Here is a 26829-nt window from a genome sequence, read left to right on the forward strand (position 1 = left end):
AAAATGACCATCAAAAATAACAATACCGGATCGCGCCAAGCGTGGTCTGCCTCTAAGCTTACGCTTACAAGTATAGCGCTAAGTACCTTACTCATCACCGGAATACAGGTACAAACACAGGCGCAGGATGCTCCGTTCACCAAACCATCGTGGTGGTTTGGCGCAGCAGCCGGTGCAAACTTTAACTTCTACCGCGGTTCTACCCAGAAGCTGAACGCGCAGTTGACTCCGCCAGTAGCATTCCATAACGGCAATGGCGTTGGTCTTTTCGCGGCACCACTTATAGAGTACCGTCGTCCGGAATCAAGATGGGGGCTTATGCTGCAAACAGGCTACGACAGCCGCAGAGGCACCTTCGATCAGCAAATTACCCCATGTGATTGCCCTGTGGATCTAAGCACTAAGCTTAGCTATATCACAGTGGAGCCAAGTCTTCGCTTCGCCCCTTTTAAAGCATCAGGTTTCTATTTAATGGGCGGCCCAAGATTAGCCTTCAATGTGAAAAAGGAGTTTAGGTACGAACTAGGCATTAACCCAGCTTACCCGGATCAGGAAAAGAACCCTGTTGTTAATGGTGACCTGAGTGATGTAAAACAAACGCTTCTTTCGATGCAGGTTGGGGCCGGATACGACATTCCGCTTAACTCACAGGATAATCGTAACCAGCTTATACTTTCTCCTTTCGTGACGTACCAGCCATACTTTGGCCAGTCGCCACGCAGTATTGAGACCATGACGGTAAATACCTTACGGGTAGGTGCCGCCCTTAAATTCGGACGTGGAAAAGCGAACACGCCTACAGTTGTAAACAATGTACAGTTCTCTGTTGATTCTCCTACCAACATCACGGCAGACCGAAGAGTAAGAGAAACATTCCCGCTTCGTAACTATGTGTTCTTTAACCAAGGTTCTACTGCCATTCCAGACCGGTATGTGCTATTAGAGAAAGACCAGGTAAAAGATTTTAAGGAAGATCAACTGGAAGTATTTACTCCTAAAACACTGTCTGGCCGTTCAGAGCGCGAAATGGCGGTATACTACAATGTACTCAACATTTTAGGTGACCGTATGGGCAAAAACCCAGCATCCACTATAACGTTGGTCGGCTCGTCTGAAAATGGCCCGCAGGAAGGCAAGGTAATGGCTGAAACGGTGAAAAGCTACCTTGTGAACACATTCAGTATCGACGCTTCGCGCATCAGCATTGAAGGACGTAACAAACCTAAACTGCCTTCTGAGCAACCAGGTGGTACAAAAGAACTGGAACTGCTCCGTGAAGGTGACCGTCGTGTGTCTATTGAAAGTAACTCACCCGCCTTATTGATGGAGTTCCAGAGTGGCCCGGAAGCTGCCCTGAAACCAGTGGAGATAATGGCTATACAGGAAGCCCCACTTGATTCCTATGTTACTTTTACTACAGCAGGTTCAGCCAAAGCATATACTTCATGGTCTATGGAGATAACAGATGACAAAGGCGTCGTTCAGAATTTAGGACCTTACATGCAGGAAACTGTAAGCATACCCGGCAAATCCATTTTAGGAAACCGCCCGAAAGGAACTTACCTTGTAACCATGCTGGGCACGAAAGAAGATGGCACCATCGAAAAGAAAGTGGCTACTGTAAACATGGTGCTATGGACCCCGGCAAAAGACGAAGAAGGCCAGCGTTACAGCGTGCTTTATGAGTTCAACGATTCAAAGGCTATAACCACCTATGAAAAATACCTGACCGAGATTGTGACGCCTAAAATACCCCAGGGTGGCAAGGTTATCATCCATGGCCACACAGACGTCATCGGAGATGAAGGGAAGAACAGGAACCTGTCTTTAGCTAGAGCCAATGATGTGAAAAGGATCATCGAAAACAGCTTGGCGAAAGCAGGTAGAAAAGATGTGAAGTTTGAAGTGCAGGGATTTGGCGAAGATAAAAATCTGTCACCATTCAATAACAAGTTTCCGGAAGAGCGTTTTTATAACAGAACAGTTATAATTGATATTGTCCCCGGGAAATAATCAACCAAGATATTCCAGTATTTATAAAAGCAAAAGCCGTCTGAATGGACGGCTTTTGCTTTTATAATAGTTTACCTACTAGTCAAGTGAATTTACGCAATCCTAAAAAGTACGATAATACCATTCCTAAAGACTAACCCGAGACATGAGAGCTTATATTGTGGCATAGCGCTCAACAGCAGCAAAGCCCACACTATCGAGCGGGCTTTGCCATCTCTACAGGGTTTTTAGGGCAAAATATTTCTCTACTTACCTAAATCCAGTCCTTTACTCTCCCTCGTAGGTCTTGCAACGCTACAGGATAAGCGCTTTACCTGTAGCCTCTTTAATTCTTGTTTTACTGATAAGTACAAAATTATGAAAGAACTACACGACAGTCCTGCTGGAAAAGACGGCAGCCTGAAAAACTCCCTTGTGGTACCCATGCAACGCAGGATGTTCTTCCGTTATGCAGGCGCAACCGCTGCAGCTACCACCCTTCTTTTTGCTACGTCCTGCGATGAAGATGATGACGTGATGCCGCCAACCGACCCAATGGCAGTTGATCTTGGTTCTGGCGATACAGGTATTCTAAACTACGCTTATGCCCTGGAGCAGCTGGAGGCGGCTTTTTATAACGAGGTTGTTGCAAAATCTTTAAGCATGTTCAACCAATCGGAACAGCAGATTATGCAGGACCTGAAAGGCCATGAGGCCATTCACCGGGATTTCCTACAGGCGGCCTTGGGCTCCTCCGCCATACCAGACCTGGAGGTAGATTTCAGCTCCGTCAACTTCAATGACAAAAACAGCATCTTAACTACCGCCCGGACTTTCGAAGACTTGGGGGTGGCCGCCTACAACGGTGCGGGAAAGTTTTTGGAAAATGCAGGCTTCCTTACACTGGCTGGTAAAATCGTGTCGGTGGAGGCACGCCATGCTGCCGTTATCCGCGATCTTATCTCAAACGGCACCTTCTCCGATTCGGCCGATGACAACGGCCTTGACCCTGCAATGATGCCTGCCGATGTACTGGCAGCAGCTTCCGCCTTTATAACCACAAAAATTTCTGCTAACAACTTACCAAAATAACAGCCATGAACATTTTCAGAATTATAGAAGACATAGAAAAGGTAGACTCTGAGGTATATAACAGACTTGACTCACGCCGGAATGCTTTTAAAAACCTTGGCACCTTTGGTAAAAAGGCCACACTGGCTGCAATTCCTCTGGCGCTCGGTTCTATTTTCCAGAAGGCTTATGGTCAAAGCAACGGCATGATCCTGGAGGTGCTTAATTTCGCCCTCAAGTTAGAGTACCTGGAGCGAAATTTCTATACACAGGCTTTAGCGGCTGATGGGTTAATAGCGGACGGCGCGGCGAGAACCGCTATACAAACAATCCAGATGCACGAGGCGGCGCATGTAGACCTGCTGATAGCGACCATCCAGAGCCTGAATGCTACTCCTATAAGCGAGCCTACTTTTAATTTCGGCAAGAACTTTCCGGACTGGAACACTAACTATCAGACTTTCCTGACTTTGGCACAGGCTTTTGAGGACACGGGTGTGCGTGCTTACAAGGGCCAGGCAGCTAACTTGATCAGCAACGACGCAGTGCTCACGGCTGCTCTACAGATTCATTCGGTAGAGGCACGCCATGCGGCCCATATCCGTCGCATGCGCAGTAACCCAGCCTGGATTATTAGTGCCGGGGAGAGCAGCAACGTACCTGCCGGTGCCCAACCAGTTTATGCCGGCGAAGACAACCTTTCACAAGGCAGTGTAAATGACATTACAACACTTGGCGGCGGCTATTCTGCAGAAATTGCCACCGCAGCGTTTGATGAGCCGCTGACCAAAGAGCAGGTTGTTGAAATTGTCTCACTGTTCGAATAATCAAAATCTGAAACAACTAATCAATTAGCTGTTTACCAACCGATGTAAAAGAGGGCTGCCTAGAGTGGCCCTTTTCCATGAGTTTATAGCTACACAAATGTTCAACCCAATTTTAATCCTTCAAATGGTACGATACTCTCACATATACATTTTAAAACTTTTTTACCTCCATTCAGTTTAGGGATTATCCAAAATAAGAACACACACTGTGTATACTTTACGATATACTTGTTACCTTACGTGTACCCTCATCATGGCATACTTATATAGGTAGACTCATTGGCTGATCAACAACCCATACCTAAACTAACTGAGGAGGACCTGGTGTCACGCTTGCGTGCCCGGGATACTTCAGCCATGTCGGTGCTGTACGACATGTACAGTGCCACTTTATATGGGGTTGTTTTGCAGATCGTCAAGGTAGAAGCGATAGCCGAGGATGTGCTGCAGGAAGCGTTCGTGAAGATATGGAACTCATTCGGCAGCTACGATGCTTCAAAGGGGCGGCTGTTTACCTGGATGATAAACATCTGCAGGAACCAAGCCATTGATGTAATCCGCTCGAAGCAGCACCGCGTGAACAACATGACGGAGGATATAGCGGGAAGCGTGCGCTCCGGGCTTTACTCAGATGAATTTAAGCCGGAGCATGTCGGTGTTCGTGAGATGCTGGAGCGCCTGAATCCTGAGCAGAGGCAAGTCATTGACCTGATGTACTTCGAGGGGCTGACACAAAGCGAGATTGCGGAGGAATACAACATCCCATTGGGAACAGTGAAGACCAGAGCCCGCAGCGCAGTGAAGTTTTTAGCAAAATTCTTTAAAGGCCGTGCATAACCAAGACTATATAGCGTCCGGGGTCCTGGAACTGTATGCTGCCGGGGGGCTGACCCAGGCAGAACGGGAGGAGGTGGAACGCCGTGCCGCCGCTTCTCCCGACATAAGGCTTGCCCTGGACGAGGCCTGTGCGGCCATGGAAGCTTATGCAGCGCTCTACGCTGCTCAACCGAGGCCTGAGCTAAAAGGGAGGGTTATGCAGGAAATTGAAAACCATGGGTTTGAAGAGCGTGCCCTGCCAGCCGAGGAACCGATTGTACAGCCACTGTATCCTGTAGATAGCGAAGCATCCTCTGCTTACAGGTGGATGTTTGCTGCAAGCATCGTTTTACTGTTGCTTTCCGGCGCGCTTAGCTTTCATTTCTATACAAAATGGCAGCATGCAGAGGAAAGATTGGCGGGTGTCATTGCCTCTGAGCAGTTACTTGCCCAAAATATCAGGAACACATCGCTTCAGTTGCAGAAACAGGCGGAGACGCTCTCGATTCTGCGGAACCCTGAATTCAAGCCTGTGAGGCTGCAGGGAGTGGAGGCGCACCCGGAGGCCAGCATGCTGGTATATTGGAACCCAAGCCGGCAACAGGTGTATGTGGATGCGGTTACCCTGCCGGCACCGCCTGCGGGCAAGCAGTACCAGTTGTGGGCGCTAAAAGATGGCGAACCTGTCGATGCTGGTCTGATTCAGGCTCCGGGAGGCAGGATGAGCCTGCAGCAGATGAAGAGCGTCAGTTCCGCTCAGGCTTTCGCCGTGACTCTTGAGCCGGCGGGCGGAAGCGAAGTGCCCACACTGGAGCAGCTTACTGTGATGGGAAATGTTGAGTCATAGCTCTATGCTTAGACTCGCATAAGTTCCTCGTCCTGTAACAAGCTGACACAAATCCAATCAAGGTAAAGTAGCGTTAAGGCCTCCACTTCTCTAGCTCAACACTGTTAAATGAATAGCAGGGTAAGGTGCAAGGTATAAACTTAATGCCTGCCAGCGCGTCAACATCCTGACCCGAGTTCACTTTGCTTCTCCTTACTGTTGTGCTTACTGGAAGAGGTGGTCCTGCGCACCCTTCCGCTCGATGCCTACTAAGTTGAGACCCTGTGGGGCGTAATACTCTCCGTCCGACTGGCCAGCACTTGCACAGGAGAAAAGGTAGCGGTTTTCTTTTAGAGGAGGAAAGTAACTGTCAGCCTGCATTGTATGAACATTGCCTCTCTGTTTCCAATAAAGTTGACTTTAGAATAAACTAGAAGCTGCCGATACGGTAAAAATCAGCAATGGCAGTTAAATCCCCGACGAAATTATTAGATATTTGAGAGCTTTAATCTGTTGTAGCTAACCGCCTAAATGTAATTAGCTGCCAATCTCCTTCTGAAAATAACTTCTCTATTTTCTGCACATACACAATATATTCTACAAATTCTGCGTATTAGTATTATACTTTCATAATTTAGAACTAAATTCCAAAAATTGTAGTATAATGCTCAGGTGTCAACTAGTTTAAACAGAGTGGATCCATGCAAGAGTTAGGGAAAGTGTTGCTTGTGGATGATGATTCGACGAGCAATTTCTTAAGCGCACGCACGCTTCGCCAGGCTAATGCGGCCGTGCAGTTGTTTGAGGCCCGGAACGGGAATGAGGCGCTGGAACTGATAAGAAAGGAACCGCTGGACTTCATCCTGCTGGATGTGAACATGCCCGTGATGGACGGTTTTGTATTTCTGGAGGCCTTGCAGCAGCTTCAGAAAACGCCTGAATTCAATGCTCCTATTGTCGTGCTGCTGACGACGTCGGAAAGCTACCTAGACAGCGACAAAGCGCTGCACTGCCCCATAGTAAAGGGCTTCCTGACAAAGCCTCTAACCCAGGACCATGTGAGCTACCTTTTAAGTCTTGCTTCAGACAAGAAGCGAGCCTGTACAGCTGCTTAATTAATCTCCTTTGTAGTTTCCCCGCTACGGCTTTATACTTCTGTATGAAGTATTCTTCTCCCCCCTTGATAAGCTAAATATGGTGGAAGGGCAACCAGCATTGACTTCAAGCCCCTGAATTACTTTGCAGGAAGGGCCACATAGCCCATTCTCCATGCTCTCCCACAGAGTACCGAATACAGATCAAAAGCCTCTCAATTAAAATCATTAACTTTAGAGGGCAATTCAGGAAAAATCTTCTTCACAGGAACTGACTACTTTAGCAGTGCTGCGAAAAGCTTACAGAATCAGCTTTGGCGATATTTTGGTGCGGCTGAATTTCAGACAGTGCAAAAGCTGTTTGTAGCGGAGAAAGCAAACCTTAGACCTGAAGGCGCGTGCTGCAATTCTGGCGGTACAGCACGCCTTTTTTATGTAAGGTTTTAATGCAATTTGCAAGCATTTAGAACGTTAGATATTTGTTCTGATAAAATATAAGCCGCTATGTAACCTTTTGTAGCTTTTGACAATAGAGGTATTGGGTACATTTGCCCTCAACCGTCGGTTCTCTTTCTGTAAGCCGGGATGCTGATCCCTTTAACCTGGCCCTTTTCACTTGGTTCATAGCTGGAGCCAGGCTACTAATTACTAACTTGATAGTATATTATAATTGTGATGCATACTCTGAAACAAACTAAGCCCATAGTTCACCCTTAACTTCGATCTAATGCATTTTCTTATACAAAAGCACTTTTACATCTGCTGGCTGCTGCTGTGCTTTCTGTTTGTGGGGCAATCTAAGGCCCAAACCACTGTTGCATGTACTGTATCCATCGTAACAGACCAATCTTCAAATATATGCCAGGGCGAGAACATTGAACTAAGAGCAAGACCAGGAAATAACTTCACGCCTGATGCTAATGGCTATCAATGGTACCTGGATGGAGAGGCCATAGATGGAGCCACAGGATCTTCGTACGAAACGAACGAAGGTGGTACATATAGAGTAGAGGCAACGGGGGCAAGTTGTACAGGGGTTATCTCTTCCGGAAATTTTGCTGTAACTGTTGATCCACAGCCCGCACGTCCTACTTTTAATATCTCCCCAACAGGCACTATCTGCTCCGGTACTGAACTTGAATTCAATATAACAAACCCAACTGAAGACGTTATCTATGTCTGGAGCTTTGGGGATGGCGATACAGAATCTACAAGAGGATCTACGCCTGTCACAAGAACGTTTGAGTCTATAGGAACAGGTACAGAATCCGTTGATGTGCAGGTGTATGGTGTAAATCCGCAAGGGTGCTCCTCTGATACGCTCTCCCAGTCCATCAGTATAAGGCAGGCGCCTGAGATCTCCTTCACAGAAGCCAATGATTTCCAAGTGTGTTTGCCTGATTCCGTTGAACCCGGAGACACCTCTATTGTTGCTACTATCACAAACACCACACAAGCCCCTTTTCTAGACGACATTTCCCGCTACTATGTAGATTGGGGAAAAGGAGAGGGCGAGGTAGAATACCTGCCCAACCAATTTCCAATCGAAACTCCGGAACCGTACGACACCATAGGAAGTTACCCCATCAGCATTCGGGCTGTAAACAGCAACGGCTGTGAAACTGTATTCACGCAGGAGTTTAATCTAAGTCAGGAGCCTAAAGCAGACTTCACGCTGGATAACAAGGAGCGGGTGGAGGAAGATCAGATACCCCCCTGCGTACCTGTGCGCGTAACGCCAACCGATAGTTCTTCGGGCGGCAACCTGTCCTATACCTGGGCGGTGCAGCCGGACCAGGGCTATACCTTAGAGTCAGGCACACTCACCTCTCCAGATCCTGTATTTATATTCGACGTATCAGGCGTTTACCAGATTGAGCTGATAGTGGAGAACGGCTGCGGCACGGACACCACCTCGCAAAGTATTGTAGTGGGCTGGCCACAGGTGCAAATTCCTTCCAGTGTTACCACTTGCGGCCCTACCACCATCGATTACAGTAGCAGTGGTCCTGGCGGAGGCGGAGGCGCTATTCCGGGAGCAGGCGGCTCAGGTGGCGGAGGTCTGATGATAGACAAGAACCTGGGCGAGGAAGTTACGGTCACCATTACCATTTCCGGCCCTACAAGCACCACGCGCACGTTCAACTCAGACACCTTTGATTTTGAATACGACTTTACCACGCCCGGTACTTATACTGTCTCTGTGGAGGCTGTAAACGAGTGTGGTAGCTCAAATGACATTTACCAGGGACAGGAGCCTCCAACACAGGAAGTGGTTGTGCTACAGCAGCCGGCAAGACCAACGATACAGGCACCGAGCACTGCCTGTGTCGGCGATACGGTAACGCTAACACCATCAGGCGGAGGACCTTTTTATGTATGGTTTAACTCTGACGCACCGGCAGCTATTCCTATTGAGGTGGGGCCATCTTTCACAACCCCTCCGCTTACTGCGGATATCACTTACTATGTGGCTGCGTTAGACACGGCGAATGGGATACAGTGTGTCGGCCCAAGAGCACCTGTCGCTATTAGTGTAGAGCCAGCTGTAACTAATAATACCATTGCTGTTGACGAAGAAGAAATTCAGAATGTGTGTGTGGGGGAAACACCCGCTGAACTCACTGGCAGCACGCCGTCAGGCGGCGATACCAGTGTGCCATACAGCTATACCTGGCAACTAAGCACCACAGGTCCTTCTTCAGGCTTCACAGCGGCGCCTGGTGTAAACAACAACATTAACTATACCCCAACTGTGCCGGTAACCACCGATACCTGGTTCAGGCGTCTTGTATTCTCCGGAAACTGTACAGCCGACACCAGTAATGTGGTAGTCGTTATTGCCGTTGACCCAGTGCCAGCCAGTGCCAATACCATAGGTCCTGCCCAGGAGATTTGCGAAGGCGATACACCGGCACCACTTATCGGGTCGCGTCCTACAGGCGGAGGAGGTGCTCCTTATACTTACATGTGGGAAATCAGCACCGACGGACCTGCTGAAGGGTTCGTAAGCGCTCCGGGCACAAATAACGGGGAAAACTATACTATTCCGGCTGGTGCTTTAAATCAGCAGGAGACGTGGATCAGGCGTGCTGTTACCTCAGGTGGCTGTACCGCTTACTCAGAGCCAATTAGTATCACCGTTTTCCCTGCCCTCGCGAACAATACCATCAGCGAAGACCAGGAGGTATGTACAGGCACTCCACCACAAGTACTGACAGGCTCTGCTCCGACAGGTGGTAACGGCAACTATACTTACCTGTGGGAAAGCAGCACCACTGGGTCAAACAGCGGATTTACACCTGCAGCCGGCACCAACACGGGCCAGAGCTATACACCGGGCAACATTTCTACAACCACTTACTATAGACGAGTGGTATCAGCGGGAGACTGTACTCCCAATACAAGTGATGTGGTCACCATTGAGGTAAATGAAGGTATCCTGAACAATACCATTACCGCTACGGAGTCTACAGTATGCGCAGAGCAGACTACGGTTGAGTTTAGAGGCAGCACGCCAACAGGCGGCACAGGCACCTACACTTACCTGTGGGAAAGCAGCACAAGCGGCCCGGATGTTGGCTTCAATCCAGCCCCAGGCGACAATGCTGCAATTAACTACACTTCGCCTACACTTAGCCAGACCACCTGGTTCAGGCGCACCGTCAGTTCTGAAGGCTGTACACGATCCTCAGAGCCAATCGAGATCAGCGTTACGCCGCTACCAGCAAACCCGGTGCTGACGGTGCAGAACGCCACTGCCTGCCCGAACGGTTCTGCTACGTTAGAGGTAGCCAACGCAAACGGCAACACCATTGAGTGGTATACTGCTCCTACAGGAGGGTCGCCGGTATTTGTAGGGCTAATATTTGAAACACCAAACCTGCAGCAGAACACGACTTATTATGTGCAGGCCGTTAATGCGACCAACTGTACCAGCGCCGCCCGCACGGAGGTGACGGTAACCATTGTGCCGCCTGTGGCCGATGCTGGCCCGGATGTAACCATTATACAAGGCAGAACAGCTGAGTTGCGGGGTAGTGGAGGCGTGTTATATAGATGGGAGCCAGCCGAGAGCCTAAACAACCCGGATATAGCTCGTCCGATTGCCACGCCAAACGAAACCACCACCTATATTCTGACCATCACAACGGCCGAAGGCTGCACCGCTACCGACGAAGTGACTGTGACGGTTATACCGGCCATTACTATACCAAACGCCTTCACGCCGAATAACGACAACGTAAACGAAATCTGGGAGATCGAGAACCACGAGGCCTATCCGGACATGCGGGTGGAGGTTTTCAACCGTTGGGGCAATATCATATTCAGCACTTCCGGCGGCTACAACGAGCCGTGGGATGGCACCCATAACGGCGAGGCCTTACCAGTGGCTACCTACTACTACATCATTTACCTCAACATTTCCGAAAAGCCTATTTCCGGAAATGTGACCATTATCCGCTAAACATGAAGAAGCAGCTTCTATTTATACTTGTTTTTATGGCACTGGCCATGCAGGGCATGGCACAGCAGCGCCCGCAGTACAGCCAATATATGCTTAACAATTTCCTGCTTAACCCTGCTATTACAGGCATCGAGGATTATGCAGACATCAGGGTCAGCAACAGGCGGCAGTGGGTTGGCATAGACGGCGCGCCTACCACCTACTATGTTACAGCGCATACGCCACTGAACAAAGGAGCATCCGGCAATAGGTACCACCGGGCCCTGGCACACCATGGTGTAGGAGTTTCGATGCATACCGATAAGACAGGGCCACTCCGCAGGACGGGTGTCAATTTCTCCTATGCCTACCATTTGCCGATCACGACGTCTATTAACGTTTCAGCGGGAGCAGCGGCAGGCTTAATCCGGAATTCCATAAACTCCGCGGAACTGCAGTTTACGAACCCAAATGATCCTTTGATTGGCGGGGGAGATATCAACAACAATGTATTTGATTTAAACCTGGGCCTTTGGGTATATTCCAGAAACTTTTCTGTAGGCGTGTCAGGGGCTCAGTTATTGGAAAACTCGGGCAGCTTTCAGCCGGAGGGAAGCCAAAATCCTGCCCTGGAATTGCAGCGGCATTACTTTTTAACGGGTAGCTATCGTTTTGAGCCACTGGAGCGTATCGATGTGATTCCTTCGGTGATGGTAAAACTGGCTGACCCAAGCCCTCTTTCTGTTGACGCCAGTGTGCGCGTTTTGTACGATGAGCGTTTCTGGGTGGGAGCTTCTTACCGCCATAATGATGCATTGGTAGGCATGCTGGGTGTTTATATAAGTCCCTTGCTTGATGTCTCCTACTCTTACGATGCCACCACCTCCAGCCTGAACAGAGTAAGCGCCGGCACGCACGAAGTTGTTATTGGATTTAAACTACTGAACGACCGCCGTATTATCTGCCCACAGTGGGTGTGGTAAACAAGGCATAGCAAGTAAACATAAAAAAACGGCAGCGGCACTTCTCTAGGAGGTGCCGCTGCCGTTTTTTTATGTTTATTCTGTCTGTGGTTAAACAATGTCTGGTAATCAAAAGCTTTCTTTCCTGCTTATACGCAGCACTGTATTGGCTAAGTTCTATTTTTAAACTCCCGTTTGCAATTTAATTTCTGGTTATATAAAATAATATCAAGCAAGTATATTTATTTATCGCTATAATTGCATAGTGATTTGATGCCTAGAAAAGTAAAATTTTAGGATCCTGTTTGTATTGTACTCTTGTTTTTAGATATTTAGCAAGACTAAAAGATATAACATCCAATAAAGTATTTAAACCACTTTTTTGTATAAATATTTCATTTGCTGATTGTGTTGCTTACGTGTGCTTATAAAAATAAATAGGTGTAAGTGATTGATATTATACAATATGCCAAAGAAATAAAATCGTTAAACATTTGTGAAGAGGATATTAGATTGAATAATATTTACGATAGGACTTAATGAGAAGCTTTTTAAGAAAAGTCATATTCCTGCTGCTTGGCTTTTGCATGTTCTCACTTGCTGCCTTTGCTCAAACTGCTCCTTCGCTTGGCGCCGTTTATGAATTTAATGCACTTGCATCGCAAAAAATAGTGAATGAGGGTGGTACTGTCGTGAATGCAAGTGTTGGTACTTCTGACGGGCCTATAGAGGGTTTTCCGCCGGGAGAAATTAAAAGAGAAAAACATGAGCAGAATCTGTATGCAGAACTGGCCTTGGCAGAGGCGCTCCTGGCACAAGCTTTCCTGGCCAGCCAGCTCCCGACTGCTACACTGAACGATGGAAACCTCGGAGGCAGGACGTTAACTCCAGGCGTGTACCGCGTTAACGGAGATGCCAGTCTCAACGGAAAGCTGACCTTTAACGGACAGGGTCAGGAAAATGCTGTGTTCATCATTCAGGTTGCGAATAAGCTTCAAATTCAAAGGGCAGAATATGAAATGCTGAACGGTGCGGGCAGCATCAATATTTACTGGGTAGTAGAAGAAGAGGTGACAGTGAGAAGAGGTGCTTCTGCCATCGGAAACATTTTCTCCAAAAGTAATATTACCCTAAATGAAGGGGCACAACTGCAGGGGCGCCTGATAGCCACACAAGGAGAAATCAGGCTGACGAACAACGTGCTTCATTTTCCTGCGGATTTAGGAGTAACGGTAAGCAAGACACCTGGCTCTAAAGGTGTGAACACGTATGAATTCGGTGAAACCGTGACTTACACCATCCGGATTAAGAACAATGGCCCTGTAAACGAAAACGGTGTTATGGTGCCGGTACAGTATAGTGGCAACCTGTTGAGCTACACCTCCTCTAAGGCGGGCACTTCTTTTGACGGCAACACCTGGACGGCAGGAAACCTGAACTACAAAGAGGAAGCCACGCTCACTATCACCGTTAGACTAAACATGGCAGGCTCCGGTTTCCTGATGGCAGATGTGTCTGGCTACGGGATTGATGAGATACGGAGCAACAACAACGCCAACCTCAGTTTCTGCGTGCTGCTGTCAGAAACAGGGGAGGTAACAGGCCCAAGCGAGGTATGCGTGGATGAAAGCTATGTCTACAGCATTGCACCGGTAGCGGGTGCTACGCGCTATACCTGGAGTGTGCCCTCAGGTTGGAGCTATACCTTACTCAGCCCTACCAGCATTCAGGTAAAAGCAGGCACAAATACTGGCTTTATAAAAGTTACAGCCAGTAACACCTGCGGAGAAGGCCCGGCCAGGCTCTTTGAAGTAATTCCTCTAAGTGGCCCGCCTGCAAAACCTGGTCTTATAGAGGGGCCCGGCAGTTTATGCCGCAACGCAGAAACACTTTCCTACAGCATTGCACCGGTAGCAAGTGCCACCAGCTACAGCTGGGCAGTACCTGGTGGCTGGACGATTGTAACCGGGCAGGGCACGACAGCGATTACCGTGACCCCCACCGGGAGCGGGGGCCAGGTGCGTGTGCAGCCTGTAAACCCTTGCGGTACTGGTGAGGTGCAGGCGCTGGATGTGCTGATATACGACGAAGCACCCGCAGCGCCAGCCGCCATACGCGGTACCACACAAGGTTGTGTGGGCGGTACAGCCGCTTATGAAGTAAGCCCTGTGGCAGGTGCAGAAAGCTATAGCTGGGAGGTGCCGGAGGGATGGGCCATACTCTCAGGGCAGGGCACGAACAGGATCAGCGTAAGAGTGGGGAGCAGTGCAGGAAACGTTTCGGTGCAGGTAGAGAATGCCTGCGACACCAGTCCTGCTACCGCTTTACCCGTGGCGCCTGTAACAGCTGCTCCAATCGCTCTGGGGCCTATTATGGGCGCACTACATACCTGTGCCGTTGAAGTAGGGCTTATTTATTCAGTTGATGCAGTTGCCACGGCTTTAAACTACGACTGGAAGTTGCCGGAAGGCTGGGTGATTACAGCAGGTCAGGGCACACGTCAGATTACGGTAAATGCCAGCAGTAATGGCGGAGAGATTTCAGTAGCGGCTGTGAATGATTGCGGCACCGGTGCCAGAAGTGCTATCACAGTAGCGTCCACACAGGGTGCACCCGCTACTCCAGGTCCAATTACCGGAACATCGCACGGCTGTATGAGCAGCACAAATAATACCTACAGCATTGCCGCTGTGAGCAGTGCCACTTCTTATGTATGGACAGTGCCCGGCGGGTGGAGCATCACTGCAGGCCAGGGCGGCACGAGCATTCAGGTTACTGTGGGCACAGGCCGCGGCAGGATTACAGTTAAAGCGGTAAGTGCCTGTGGCACAAGTCCTGAAAGTGCCTTGTCTGTAGCCCCTGTCGCTACTGCTCCTATAAATGTTCAGTTATCAGAGGGAAACAACGATGTTTGCGCGGGAGCTACCGTGGGTTTTGAGGTGCTGAATGCTGTAAACATTGGCACATTTGTGTGGGAAGTGCCTGCTGGATGGGAAATAGTATCCGGCCAGGGCACACCGCAGGTAAAGGTGAAAGCAGGAAGTACTGAGGGTATTATAAGCCTTACTGCCGGCAACGGTTGCGGAGAATCGAGGGTGGAGAAGAGTGTAACTGTCTCTACGCTGCCTCCAGATGTGCCAGGTGCTATCACTGGCACGCAGGCTGTTTGTGGAAGCAGCACTCAAAACTATAGTATAGCTGCTGTGAGCGGCGCAACTTCTTATGCCTGGACTGTGCCTGCTGGCTGGGTTATCCTGAATGGACAGGGCACTACTGCCATCGAGGTAAAGGCCGGCACTGCAGCAGGCGACATTACCGTGACAGCAGTAAACGGATGCGGGGACAGCAATCAAAATGCTACGCTGGCAGTAGTGCCAGCTGCAGCCGTACCGGCAGCCATAGCTGCCATCTATACCCCACAAGGCAGCTTTTGCCAGGGCACAGCGAATCTCACCTACAGTATTAACGCTCTGCCAGACGCATCTTCTTATACCTGGGAGGTGCCGGCAGGCTGGATAATTACCTCGGGGCAAGGCACTAGCAGCATTGTAGTAACAGCAGGCACAGAGGGAGGCCAGCTATCAGTAACCGCGGCTAATGCCTGCGGCACCGGTAGTACCAAAACTATAGCAGTAGCGCCACAGGAAATGCCGCTTACCCCACAGATAACTACGGGCTCTCAAAGCCCTTGTGTAGGCGTTACAACTACTTATAGTGTAACGGCCTCAGCAGGCATCGATTCATACGTGTGGGAGGTGCCGGCAGACTGGGTAATAGTGTCGGGGCAGGGTACTGCCACTATTCAGGTGGAGGCAACCTCTGCTGCAGGTAAAGTGAAGGTAACAGCAAGAAACAGCTGCGGCGGCAGCGGTGCTGCAGAACTGGAAATAACGCCATCAGAGGGGGTGCCTGCCGCACCAGCAGCTGTTGAAGGTCCCGCGAATGTTTGTATAGGCCGTTCGATCGTTTACAGGGTAGCTTCAGGGAGTGGGGGAGCTGCTTATAAATGGAGTGTGCCAGCAGGCTGGACCATTACCACTGGTCAGGGAACAGAGGAGATCACAGTCGTTACAGGAGAGGGCGCAGGCGCGGTAGCAGTCGTGGCCATCAGCGGGTGCGGCAGCAGCCAGGAAACTTCGCTGCAGGTGAATAGCGTGCCTATAGCGGCTCCGTCCACTATCTTTGACCGCAGCACCCCTTGCGAAGGACTGGTGTATGAAGTAGAGGTAGAAGCCGTTGCCGGTGCCACCACCTATACCTGGGGAGTGCCGACGGGCTGGACAATCATGTCAGGTCAGGGCACTCCCAGAATCACCGTTACACCCGGCGAAAGCACAGGGGTTATCTCCGTGACAGCCAGCAACGGAAGCTGCAGCAGTGACCCAATCAGCATTGTGCCCAACAACGACTTGGCAAAACCGGATGTGTCTTTTCCAAACGTGTTCTCACCGAACAACGATGGCAACAACGACACCTGGATTATCCAGAACCTGCAGAACTACCCGCAGCATGAGCTGGTTATTCTGAACCGCTGGGGCAATGAAGTATATAAGTCCAAATCATACAAAAATAACTGGAACGGCGACAACCTGAGTGAGGGCACCTACTTTTATGTGGCGCGCCTGAGAATGTGCGATGGCAGCGACAAAGCTTTTAAGGGATTTGTGACGATAGTAAGATAAGGAGATGGCAAAGCACATGAAATTACTCAGGCTACTACTGGTATTAACGGCCATAGCGGCTGCTCCGGCTGCCATGGCGCAGCAGGCGCCGCAGTATACCCAGTACATCTTTAACGAGCTGGTGATTAACCCGGCCTACGCCGGCAGCAAGCAAATCCTGAACATCAACACCACCTACCGCAACCAGTGGACAGGCTTTGAAGGCGCACCAACTACCCAAACCTTGAGCATTGACGGACCCACCGGTACCAAAAGCCTCGGTTGGGGGCTGCACCTACTGAACGATGAGATAGGGGTTCAGCGCCAGACAGCAGTGTATGCCAACGCTTCCACCCGCATCGACCTGGACCATTTCTCTACGCTGTCGTTGGGTGTGGCGGTAGGCGCCTCGCAGTACGCGTTTGATGGCACAAGACTGGACCCGGGTATGACAAGTGAAATACCAGACGTTGCCATACCTCAGGGGCGTGTGTCGCAGATACTGCCGGACCTGAAGGTGGGACTGTTCTTTAACACCGAGCGCTACTATGCGGGTTTGTCGGCGGCCAGCCTCATTCCTTTTAAGGATAGCGAAACAGAGATAGCCACCCCACGCCGCCATTACTTCCTGTCGACAGGTTATATGTTTGACTTAAGCCGGAACATGCGCCTGAAGCCAAGCATCCTGGTAAAAGAAGATTTTCGAAGTCCTACAGGTGTTGATCTGAACACGTTCCTGCTACTGTACAACCGTCTTTGGTTTGGTGCTTCTTACCGTACAGCCCTGCCTATGTTCACGAAACAGGAGATGAAACAGCTGGACAAGCGAAATGCCCTCGCGGTTATAGCGCAGGTATATGTCACACCAAAATTCCGGGTGGGTTACTCTTACGACATGAGCCTGACGGCATTAAGGAATTACGGTAGCCATGAGGTATCGCTTGGCTACACCTTCCTGCAAAAGAAGTATGGCCGCATCCTGACGCCACGAAACTTATAATATTTAGCGTATCCTTATGAGAACAAAGTTTACCCTGCTGCTCTTGCTGTGGCTGATAATTGGAGGGCCTGTGGCGCTAACGGCACAGGATATGAAGCAAGCAGACAAGTTCTTCCATAACTACGAGTTTAGTCTTGCGCTTGAAGCTTACAAAGGCATACTGGACAAAGGAGAACCTAACCTGACGGTGGTGCAGCGCATTGCCGACAGCTACCGCATCCTGAACAACAGCCGGGAGGCGGAGTTCTGGTATGCACAAGCCATTGCCTTTCCCGAGTCTGATCCGTCGAACATCTACCTTTACGCCGAGTCTGCGAAACGCAACGCCAATTATGCCAAAGCGAAAATGCTTTTCCTGGACTACGGCCGCAAAGTACCCGGACAGGCTGCCTTAGCCTTGAGAATGGCGGCCTCCTGCGACACGGCCCTGCAATGGATGCAGCGGCCGGAATCCTTTGATGTGCAGAAGCACGGAGGAGTAAACAGTGAAGGAGCAGATTTCAGTCCTGCTAAAACGAATGATGGCCTGCTGTTCGCCTCCGATAGGTTAGTAGTAGACAAAAAGCAGCAGACGGAGCGCAATAACTGGACAGGCAACGGCTACATACAGCTGTACCTTGCTAAAGCCACCTCCGACAGCACCTATGCCGCCCCTGTGCCACTGCCCGCCTCTGTAAACACTGCTTACCACAACGGCCCGGCTGTTTACCTGGCCAAAGAGAACACCCTGTACTTTACCCGCACGCATGTGGTTAAGCGCAGCGCCGGTCACACCAACCCTGATCCTACCAGTTGGTTTAAGGGCACCGACAACCGCACCCACACCAACCGCCACGGCATTTACACGGCAGAGCGCAAAGGGGAAAAATGGGAAAACGTAAAGCCTTTTAAATACAACAACACAAATGAGTTCTCCATCGGGCACCCGGCCATAACGCCTGACGGGCAGGTGCTGTACTTTGTATCGGATATGCCGGGAGGTTTGGGCGAGACGGACATCTATTACAGCGAGCGCCAGGCCGACGGCTCCTGGGGAAAACCTGTAAACGCAGGCAGCACCATTAACACCATCGGCCGCGAGAGCTTTGTTAGTTTAGGGGAAGATGGTAGTCTGTATTTTTCTTCAGATGGACATCTCGGTATGGGTGGTTTGGATATGTTTAAAGCCATTGGAACACACAAGGCTTGGACGATAATAAGGAACCTGAAGTACCCGCTCAACACAGCGCATGATGATTTCGGGATACTGACGGACAGCACCGGCAGCAAAGGCATGCTTTCCTCCGGCCGCCTGGCGCAGAACGGCTCCGACGACATTTTTACCTTTGAATCCTTTAAGATGCCATGCACCCTGATTGGCAGAACCATCGAGCATTTTGCCATTGCCGGCACCTCCAGAAAGGCAGAGGAACCAGTGGAAGAGGTGCTGTTGCAACTGACAGAAGAAGGAAGCACCACGCCACTGGAGGTATACTCCGATAATAAGGGCGGCTTTGTGTTCCCGGTAAAGGCAGGGATAAACTATACCATCAAAGGCACCAAGCCCGGATACCTGACGCAGACGCTGAGCATTACCCCGGACTGCCGCTACAATACCGATTCAGTGAAGGTGGAGATGATATTTAACCGCAGCATACCAGATAAGCCTATTGTGCTGGACAACATCTTCTACGACCTGGACAGGCACGAGATTCGGCCGGATGCCGCCAAGGAACTGGATAAGCTGGTGCAGACACTGAACGACAACCCGGACATCCGCATAGAACTGAGTTCACATACCGACAGCCGCCAGACCAACCGCTACAACGATATGCTGTCACAGCTAAGGGCACAGGCCGCCGTAGATTATATCATCTCCAGGGGCATCAACAGGGATCGGCTCAAGGCAAAAGGCTACGGCGAAACAAAACTGATTAACAGGTGTACTGACGGCGTGGTTTGCTCTGAGGTACAGCACCAGGAGAACCGGCGTACAGAATTCAAGATTCTGAAGTAACTTGATTTTACCATTAAAAAAGGAGGGGCTGCAGGAAATATACCTGCAGCCCCTCCTTTTTTCAATCGATGCAAGCCAAACACTCGCAGGAGCTGTGCGCACGCTGCGAGGTCTTTTAAGAACCATTACTGTGCAGACCAGCCGCCGTCAATGGGTAGGGAAGCGCCCGTCATCTGGGCGGCGGCGTCGGAGGCAAGAAAGAGCGCCAGCTTTGCGATGCCATCTATATCCACAAACTGCTTTACTGCCTGCTTCTTCAGCATTACGTTCTCTACTACCTCTTCCTCTGACATGCCGTGTGCCCTGGCCTGGTCAGCAATCTGCGCCTCTACGAGTGGCGTTCTCACATACCCGGGGCAGATAGCGTTGCAGGTAACATTATAGGACGCTCCCTCCAGCGCCAGCACCTTTGTAAGACCAACAATGCCGTGCTTGGCAGCTACATAAGCAGCTTTATACTCCGACGCCCGCAGCGCGTGGGCCGATGCGATGTTGATAATGCGACCGAACCTACGTTCCTTCATCCCTTGCCACACAGCTTTGGAAGCGTGAAAAGAAGAAGAGAGGTTCACGGACAGAATAGCATCCCATTTCTCCTTTGGGAATTCGTCTATAGGTGCTACAAACTGAATACCTGCATTATTAATTAACACATCCACCTGCCCAAGCTCCTGTTCTGCCTGCTGCACCATCTCCCGTATCTGTGCCGGGTGCATCAGGTTGGCTCCGGAGAAAACCACCTTCACCCCGTGCTCCTGCGCCAGTTTCTGCGCTATCCGTTCACCGTCTTTCTCCAGTCCGTTTATAAGCAAATTGTATCCCTGAGCGGCAAATGAGCGGGCAAGGCCCAAACCGATGCCGCTGGTGCCACCTGTGATGAGTACGTTCTTCATGTTAAGTTTTTTATATCGCCTGATTTCATTACAAAACCTAAAGCGCCCCTTTTGGGGCGCTCTGGCAATCAACCTATTTTCAATCTAAATTATTCTGTTCTCTTTTTTGTGAAGCTTGGTATATTAACCTTCATCTCAACCGAGTACAGCCGGCCGATAAAAGGTGACGCCACAAATTCTCTTACCTGCGCATCGAATACGTTCGTTACCTGTGCTGCGGCAGTGAAATAGTTGCTTATTCTAAAGCCTGCGCTCACATCCACATTAGTAAAACCACCTAAAGGACCATAATTCCAGGTTCTGCCAAAGCGGGCATTTTCTTTCAGCCCCAGTTCCTCGTCTGCCTCCGCAGCTACGTTAATGCCTGAGAAGAAATCGAACTCCTGCACCCAACGAGTAAATACCGAACCGAAAAATCTGCCCTGGCTATAATTGGCCGCAAGGCTAAAGCGATTGGCAGGAGCGTTTATAGATAAATCCAGCTGGTTTACTTTTCCGTCTTTATTACCATCGTTCGTCAGGTCGTCTTTATCAATTTTATAGCCGAAGTAGGAGTAGTTCGCCACGAAGTTCAGCGCCTGGGTAGGAGCAAATGTTAATCCTAAATCTGCGCCATAAGTGTCTACCTCTCCGAAGTTAACATAGGTAAGTAGAAAGCCTGCGCCCGCTTCAGGAGTTCCAGGTATTACCTCAGACATAGGTGTGCTGCCTCTGTGGGTAACAGTACGGCCTTGTGTGGCAATGTTAATGGCCGGGCTCAGAAAGTTCTTGGACATGCTATAGTAAGCATTGGCATCAAGGTAAAAGTGTTCTGAAAGCTTGCCTTTATAACCTGTTTCTATTGTGTTGATGGACTCTACCTGCAGCTTTTCTATTTTGGTGCCATCACTTAAGGTATAGCCTTCGCCGTTACCAATCAGCAAACCACCAAACAGGTAGCCTTCCAGGTTAAGTATGGTAGGCGCTGCGATGCCCCTGCCATACGTTAAGCGTACAGAATGGTCGTTCTGCGACCACACTAAGGCAGCCTTTGGTATAAAGTTGAAGCCGTAAAGCTCATGGTTGTCGGCACGGCCTGCTGCCACTACCTTAAAGCCCCCGCCAAGTTGCCTCTCCAGCTGTCCGTAGAAACCAACCTGATCTATCACTATCGGTCCACCCAGATCAAAAAGATACGTGTTACGGCTGTTTGCTATGTCACGCTGGTACTGCGCACCCACAATATAGTCGACCCCCACCAAGCGGTTATTATACTGCACCTCTCCATTTAAACGGCGGGAGGCGTCTTTAAATACAGATCCGCGGGCTAGTGCTACTCCCGCAGCTGGCGTAGCGCCAAACCACTGCTCGGTATAGGATCTACTCCGTGCTTCTTCCTCACTAAAGCCTGCATTTTTAAAACTCAGGTAGTTCTGCGTACGCTGGTTAATGGCATAGGTATCATCTGTGTTACTCCATGTATGGTATAACTGCGCGAATACCCTTGGAGAAACATAACGTGTCTGGAGGTAATGCACCTGCCAGTCTTTGATCTGGTTTCGCCCGGCATTTGTCTGCGCCAGGAAGTTAGAGTTGTTGCCACCATACGACACGATGATATCAGATTTGTTGTTTAAGCTGTAGTACACGGCGGCTTCACCCCGCAATGTATTAAACTTCCTGTCCAGGTCAATTTCTGTTGCCCGTTGCGTGGCACCGAAATACACGGTATCGTCATAGGCAAATTCCAGACCTTTGGTATACTCCCCGGTTACTTTAAAGGCAAACTTCGGGCTTAGCACCATGGCATGCCTGAACCTGCCTGAAAACACCTGCTGGTTACCTGCCGTGAGTGCCAAGGTGGTGCCCTCTGAACGACGAGGATCTTTTGTAAGGGTGTTCACCAGGCCGTTATGTGCATTAGGGCCATAAAGCGCTGCAACCGGGCCAAGCACTACCTCTACCCGCTCAATATCTTCTTTCACAACCGTAGACAGTGCTCCTAAAGGCAGACCTGTGGCAATAAGTGTAGATAGACGGCCGTCGTTCATCTGCAGGTTTTTAGGGTTAAAAGCACTGCTCATACCCCTCACGTTGATACCTAATACCCCCGTACGAATAAACTCCACCCCTTTTTGCCTGGCAAGCAGCTCTCCTACGTTAAAGGAAGGTAGTTCTTCAAGTTCGCGTGAGGTAATGACACTGATAGTGGCAGGAGCCTCGGTCAGCTTTTCTGGCCTGCGCGAAGCCGACACTACCACTTCCTGGCCTAGCATAGCAGAAGAATTCATCTCAACCGTTCCGAGATCAGTCGTGCCGCCGGCGCTTACAGTTACCGGAATGTCTGGATAGGAGTATCCTACGTAGGAGATGCGCAGGCTATGGGTTCCTGCAGGCACCTCCCGAATCAGGAATTCCCCGTTAGAGTCGGTGGTGGAGCCTTTGGTAGAGCCTTTTACCAGAACCGTGGCACCTATCAGTGCCTCTTTTGTATCGGTCCCGACCACTCTACCTGTGATGATACCACCACTTTGCGCCATCGTTGCCTGTACTATACAGAGCAGCGACAGCAGGATTAGGTAAATTTTTTTCATGGCATTAAGGTTAGATGAAATAGGTTAGGTATATGTTATTTTAGTTTAAGTCGATTTTAAAGCGTATTCATTTTAGGAAGTCCCGCACTGCTTCATTAAAAGCCTCTGGTTTCTCAAACTGCAGAAAATGTCCCGCATCGGGCACCATCACCACCTGGCTATTTCTGATGCGCTCTTTCCCAATGTCAGCCACTGCTTTAGATGTGAGGTTGGGGTTAAAATATTTGTTTGGGATCAGGGCATCGTTTTCTCCAAAAACCAGCAGCGTTGGCATCTGTAGTTGCGGCAACTTGTCATACACCGGTTCGTCTACCATCGCAGCCACGCTACCCGCCACCGCTTTGCTGTAGTTGCCGAAATCTGCGGATGTTGCCATCTTCAGGCGGTCATCTATCATCGGCTGCACATCGGCGGGCATCTGATAGAAGTTGACTTTGTAGCTAGCTAATACCTGCTCTGGTTTGGTGTTCTGTATGCTTTCCGGTGTCACGGTTTCTTTGAACTGCTGCTTCTGCTGGTTAGTAAAAGTCTCCAGGCCGGCAGGGGCCGCTAATATTAGTTTCTTCACCCGTTCAGGAGCCTGCAACGCTGCCGTAATGGCCACCTGTCCTCCCATGGAATGCCCCGCCAGCACCGCCTGCTTTATTTTCAGCTTGTCCATCAGGACCAACACCGTATTAGCGTAATGCGCCATACTTACCTGCACGCCTTCTTTGGTTGACTTCCCGTATCCCGGCAGGTCCAGGGCAATCGTCCTATAGTTCCTGCTCAGTTCTGCGATGTTCTTTTCCCAGGCAGGGAGGTAACTGCCTAGTCCATGTATAAAATATAAAAATGATAGTTTCCGGGCCTTTTCCTTCGTCCACATAAGCCACCGTTTCACCATTCAGCAGCATCGCTTTTTTCACCGGATACTTATAGCTGAGGCTCTCAAAAACAGGGTCTGCAGTGGCCGTAGCAGCACTGGTTGATTGAGCCACAGGGGCCTGGGACTGTCCGAAGAGGGGAAGCAGGCAAACCAACAACAGGAGCAGGAGCTGTTTATAGTTTTTTTTCATAAGCTGGTTTGATCAAGGGTTTAGCTGGAGCAGGAGCAGGTGCTTGATGCTGTACCGGGGCAGGTTCCCGGAAAGTGTAGTATAAGGCCAGGCCCACAATAACCGAAGCAATAATGGCCAGGGCGGCGGCAATGCCGGGGTTGCGCACTGGGGCATCCATGTAAGAGGTAAGGCCACCGTAGTACACTGCAAAATGCACCACCACTGAGGTGATAGAGGCCGCCACCGGCGCTACCAGCGGCACACGCTTCAGGAACATACCAAAAAGCACCGGCACAAAAGCTGCCGAGAAATAGGCGTATACCCCATTCTGCGCAAAGATGCCCACACTCAGGTTCGGGTTCAGGAGCTGGTCCCATGTCAGGAGCACTGAAACAATGGCCAGGGCCACAATCACCAGTCTGTTGATGAGAACGCTATGTGCCTCCACCCGTGGTCCAAAAGCAGGAGCAAGAATATCAGAGGTAATGGTAATGGACAGCGACTGAATCAGCCCTTCCAAAGTAGAGAGTCCTGCCGATATCAGCCCCAGCACCACCAGCAGCCCTATGTATACCGTAAATTCGCTCACCACATAAGCCGACATAATGCCGTCCAGCGGAATAGGCTGCCCATTTATCTGCAGGTTAGGGAAAGTGAGGCGGGCGTAGAGGCCGGCTATAACCACCAGGAAGAAAAGCGCCTCCGTCAACACCCCTACCAGCAGGTACAGGTTCACGTCTTTCTCGTTTTTGAGCAGCAGCGATTTAGTGATGATGTGCGGCTGGCAAACAATGGCCACACCGATGATGATTTGGCAGACGATGATCTCAAAGTAATCCCGGAACAGGAAGCTGGCCGGATTTGTCGGTTGCACCAGCAGCGGGTCAATGGCAGCCAATTTGTCTAGGAAGCCCTGTATGCCGTTGCTGAAATTTTCGTAGCCAGAACCTAGTAATATGAAGGCCACCACCACCATCAGGATAGCCTGGACCATGTTAGTATATACCATGGAATTGGCGCCCCCGAACATCATGTAACCAAACACGAACACCACGATGCCGACACATACATGCAGCTCATTCAGATTCAGTACACTAGCCAACACTTTCGTCAGCCCTACGCAAATCAAAACAATGAACGTAATCAGCAGCAGCGACAGAAACGCGAAGAAGATGGCGTAGCCGCGGCTTTTGTACACCGCTCCCATCCACTGCGCCATTGTCTGCGCCTTTACCGCGGTGCCCATCGCCCTGAATCCTTTTGTCAGCACCACCAGCGACAGCAGCGCAGCGGCAGGCAAGGCAATGGCCATGGAAATAAAACCGCTCACGCCATACAGCGCCACAAAGCCCGGATTGATGATGAAGGTAGCAGCACTTGTCATGGAAGCAGCCAGTGCCAAGCCAACAGCCACCGGAGAGAAAGCCACACTACCTAAGGCGTAATCCGCAATGGAACGGATGCGCAAAGCTCCCCGCACCACAAAAAAAAGAATGAGGGCAGCGTAAGCGGTAACAAGTATCCAACCAGCCGTTACAAGTTCAGAAGAGGCCAAGCTGTTCATAGGCAGCAGTGTTAATTAAAGCATTGTGCAATTAAAGTAGGAAATAATTAACATTGCTCTAAGCCTATACTTGCGAACGCAGTATCTTTTGAGGTGAAATCAGGAGAGGGTTAGGTGAAGCTTATTTGCTTGAAGTGAGTAATCATTCACTTGAATAAAAGTATTGATTTTATATCTTCTGTAGAAGAAAGCTGAAGGGTTATATAATCTGAAGCCGCTTCAGAAGCGCATCCTTGTGCGTGTTACCGATTGGAATGTGCTTGCCGCCCACCAAGATGTTGTTGTCTTCAATGGCCTCAATAGCCGTGAGCCGCACGATATAAGAGCGGTGCACCCGCATGAAATCCTTGGACGGGAGGCGCTGCTCCAGGTTCTTCAGGCTTTGGCTGACAAGGTAAACGTGCTGCGAGGTTTTGATGTTACTGTAAATATCCTGCGCCTCAGCCCATACAATATCCCCGAGTGCCACCTTTTCCAGGCGGTTGCGCACCTTCACAAACAGCGCGTCGTGCAGCAGGTAATTGCCTGTCTCCTCCGGGGTTGCCCCGTCTGGATTAGCAGCACCTACTGCCGGTTGTACTGCTGTGGCAGGCTGTTGCAACCGGGAACTGGCATTATGTATGGCCACCTCAATGCTGCTTTGTAGCGTGCGCACATCAAAGGGTTTTACGAGGTAAGCATGCGGCTTGGTGAGCTTGGCCCTGTCAATTGTCTCTTTGTCAGAGAGGGCTGTCATGAAGATGAAGGGTATATTGCTTGATTTAGAAAGTATGGCAGCCGTGTCGATCCCATCCAGTTTTCCTTCCAGCGTGATATCCAGTATCACCAGGTCCGGGTTGTGCTTATGCACCTCCAGCAGCAGTTCCTCTCCCGAACTTACCACCTGGCATACGGCATATCCCATATCCTCCAAAGAAAAGGATAAGTTGTGTGCAATCACCACATCATCTTCCGCAATCAGTAGCTTCACCTTGGCCATATCACTGTTTATGATTTTGTTTAGTTTGTCTAATCCTGTGAGGCCGATAGTCCCTAACAGCTTTTCAATATAGATAAAATAAGATAAA

The 26829-nt window shown here is 50.1% G+C and carries 17 protein-coding genes; 11 read left to right on the top strand and 6 right to left on the bottom strand.

Annotated elements, in window-relative coordinates; translation table 11 throughout:
- Positions 1 to 3: 3 nt before the first annotated feature.
- The 5 genes from E1919_RS15955 to E1919_RS15975 all read left to right on the top strand — a co-directional run bounded on the left by E1919_RS15955 (position 4) and on the right by E1919_RS15975 (position 5553).
- Positions 4 to 2013: an OmpA family protein gene (locus E1919_RS15955; protein ID WP_162054409.1), complete on the top strand. Its 2010-nt coding sequence runs from the start codon at positions 4 to 6 to the stop codon at positions 2011 to 2013.
- Positions 2014 to 2370: 357 nt separating this feature from the next.
- A complete protein-coding gene (locus E1919_RS15960) occupies positions 2371 to 3084 on the top strand; it encodes a ferritin-like domain-containing protein (RefSeq protein WP_317168235.1) in 714 nt (237 codons plus the stop codon).
- A gap of 5 nt (positions 3085 to 3089) precedes the next feature.
- Positions 3090 to 3890: a ferritin-like domain-containing protein gene (locus tag E1919_RS15965; RefSeq protein ID WP_162054410.1), complete on the top strand. Its 801-nt coding sequence runs from the start codon at positions 3090 to 3092 to the stop codon at positions 3888 to 3890.
- A 279-nt stretch (positions 3891 to 4169) separates the two neighbouring features.
- Entirely contained in the window at positions 4170 to 4727 is a 558-nt protein-coding gene (locus E1919_RS15970; RefSeq protein ID WP_237144478.1) for an RNA polymerase sigma factor, read from the top strand.
- Positions 4720 to 5553, top strand: coding sequence for an anti-sigma factor (locus E1919_RS15975; RefSeq protein WP_162054411.1), 834 nt, complete (start codon positions 4720 to 4722; stop codon positions 5551 to 5553). Before E1919_RS15970 ends, E1919_RS15975 begins: the two co-directional genes overlap by 8 nt.
- A gap of 204 nt (positions 5554 to 5757) precedes the next feature.
- Here the strand turns inward: E1919_RS15975 and E1919_RS15980 are convergent, their stop codons facing one another.
- The gene (locus E1919_RS15980; protein ID WP_162054412.1) at positions 5758 to 5913 is read right to left on the bottom strand and encodes a hypothetical protein; all 156 of its coding nucleotides are present in this window, start codon (positions 5911 to 5913) and stop codon (positions 5758 to 5760) included.
- Positions 5914 to 6233: 320 nt separating this feature from the next.
- Between E1919_RS15980 and E1919_RS15985 the strand changes: the two genes are divergently transcribed.
- The 6 genes from E1919_RS15985 (at position 6234) to E1919_RS16010 (ending at position 19692) form a co-directional block, all read left to right on the top strand.
- Positions 6234 to 6647: a response regulator gene (locus E1919_RS15985; protein WP_162054413.1), complete on the top strand. Its 414-nt coding sequence runs from the start codon at positions 6234 to 6236 to the stop codon at positions 6645 to 6647.
- A 706-nt stretch (positions 6648 to 7353) separates the two neighbouring features.
- Positions 7354 to 11094 carry an Ig-like domain-containing protein gene (locus E1919_RS15990; RefSeq protein ID WP_162054414.1) on the top strand — a complete coding sequence of 1247 codons (3741 nt, stop codon included), beginning with the start codon at positions 7354 to 7356 and terminating at the stop codon, positions 11092 to 11094.
- Positions 11095 to 11096: 2 nt separating this feature from the next.
- Positions 11097 to 12056 (top strand): PorP/SprF family type IX secretion system membrane protein, encoded by a 960-nt coding sequence (locus tag E1919_RS15995; RefSeq protein WP_162054415.1) that lies wholly within the window; start codon positions 11097 to 11099, stop codon positions 12054 to 12056.
- 518 nt (positions 12057 to 12574) lie between these two features.
- Positions 12575 to 16717 carry an ice-binding family protein gene (locus E1919_RS16000; RefSeq protein ID WP_162054416.1) on the top strand — a complete coding sequence of 1381 codons (4143 nt, stop codon included), beginning with the start codon at positions 12575 to 12577 and terminating at the stop codon, positions 16715 to 16717.
- Between the two features lie 16 nt (positions 16718 to 16733).
- Positions 16734 to 17696 carry a PorP/SprF family type IX secretion system membrane protein gene (locus E1919_RS16005; RefSeq protein WP_162054417.1) on the top strand — a complete coding sequence of 321 codons (963 nt, stop codon included), beginning with the start codon at positions 16734 to 16736 and terminating at the stop codon, positions 17694 to 17696.
- Positions 17697 to 17712: 16 nt separating this feature from the next.
- Complete coding sequence (locus tag E1919_RS16010) at positions 17713 to 19692, top strand: OmpA family protein (RefSeq protein ID WP_162054418.1); 1980 nt, start codon at positions 17713 to 17715, stop codon at positions 19690 to 19692.
- A gap of 125 nt (positions 19693 to 19817) precedes the next feature.
- Here E1919_RS16010 and E1919_RS16015 read toward each other — a convergent pair whose 3' ends face one another.
- The 5 genes from E1919_RS16015 to E1919_RS16035 form a co-directional block, all read right to left on the bottom strand.
- Positions 19818 to 20585 (bottom strand): 3-hydroxybutyrate dehydrogenase, encoded by a 768-nt coding sequence (locus tag E1919_RS16015; protein WP_162054419.1) that lies wholly within the window; start codon positions 20583 to 20585, stop codon positions 19818 to 19820.
- 89 nt (positions 20586 to 20674) lie between these two features.
- Entirely contained in the window at positions 20675 to 23158 is a 2484-nt protein-coding gene (locus E1919_RS16020) for a TonB-dependent receptor (protein ID WP_162054420.1), read from the bottom strand.
- 67 nt (positions 23159 to 23225) lie between these two features.
- The gene (locus E1919_RS16025; RefSeq protein ID WP_237144480.1) at positions 23226 to 24026 is read right to left on the bottom strand and encodes an alpha/beta fold hydrolase; all 801 of its coding nucleotides are present in this window, start codon (positions 24024 to 24026) and stop codon (positions 23226 to 23228) included.
- 173 nt (positions 24027 to 24199) lie between these two features.
- Entirely contained in the window at positions 24200 to 25762 is a 1563-nt protein-coding gene (locus tag E1919_RS16030; RefSeq protein ID WP_162054421.1) for a sodium:solute symporter family transporter, read from the bottom strand.
- A gap of 199 nt (positions 25763 to 25961) precedes the next feature.
- A complete protein-coding gene (locus E1919_RS16035) occupies positions 25962 to 26741 on the bottom strand; it encodes a response regulator (protein ID WP_162054422.1) in 780 nt (259 codons plus the stop codon).
- Positions 26742 to 26829: the final 88 nt, after the last annotated feature.

It is taken from the genome of Pontibacter pamirensis (assembly GCF_010015475.1).
GTDB classification, from domain to species: domain Bacteria; phylum Bacteroidota; class Bacteroidia; order Cytophagales; family Hymenobacteraceae; genus Pontibacter; species Pontibacter pamirensis.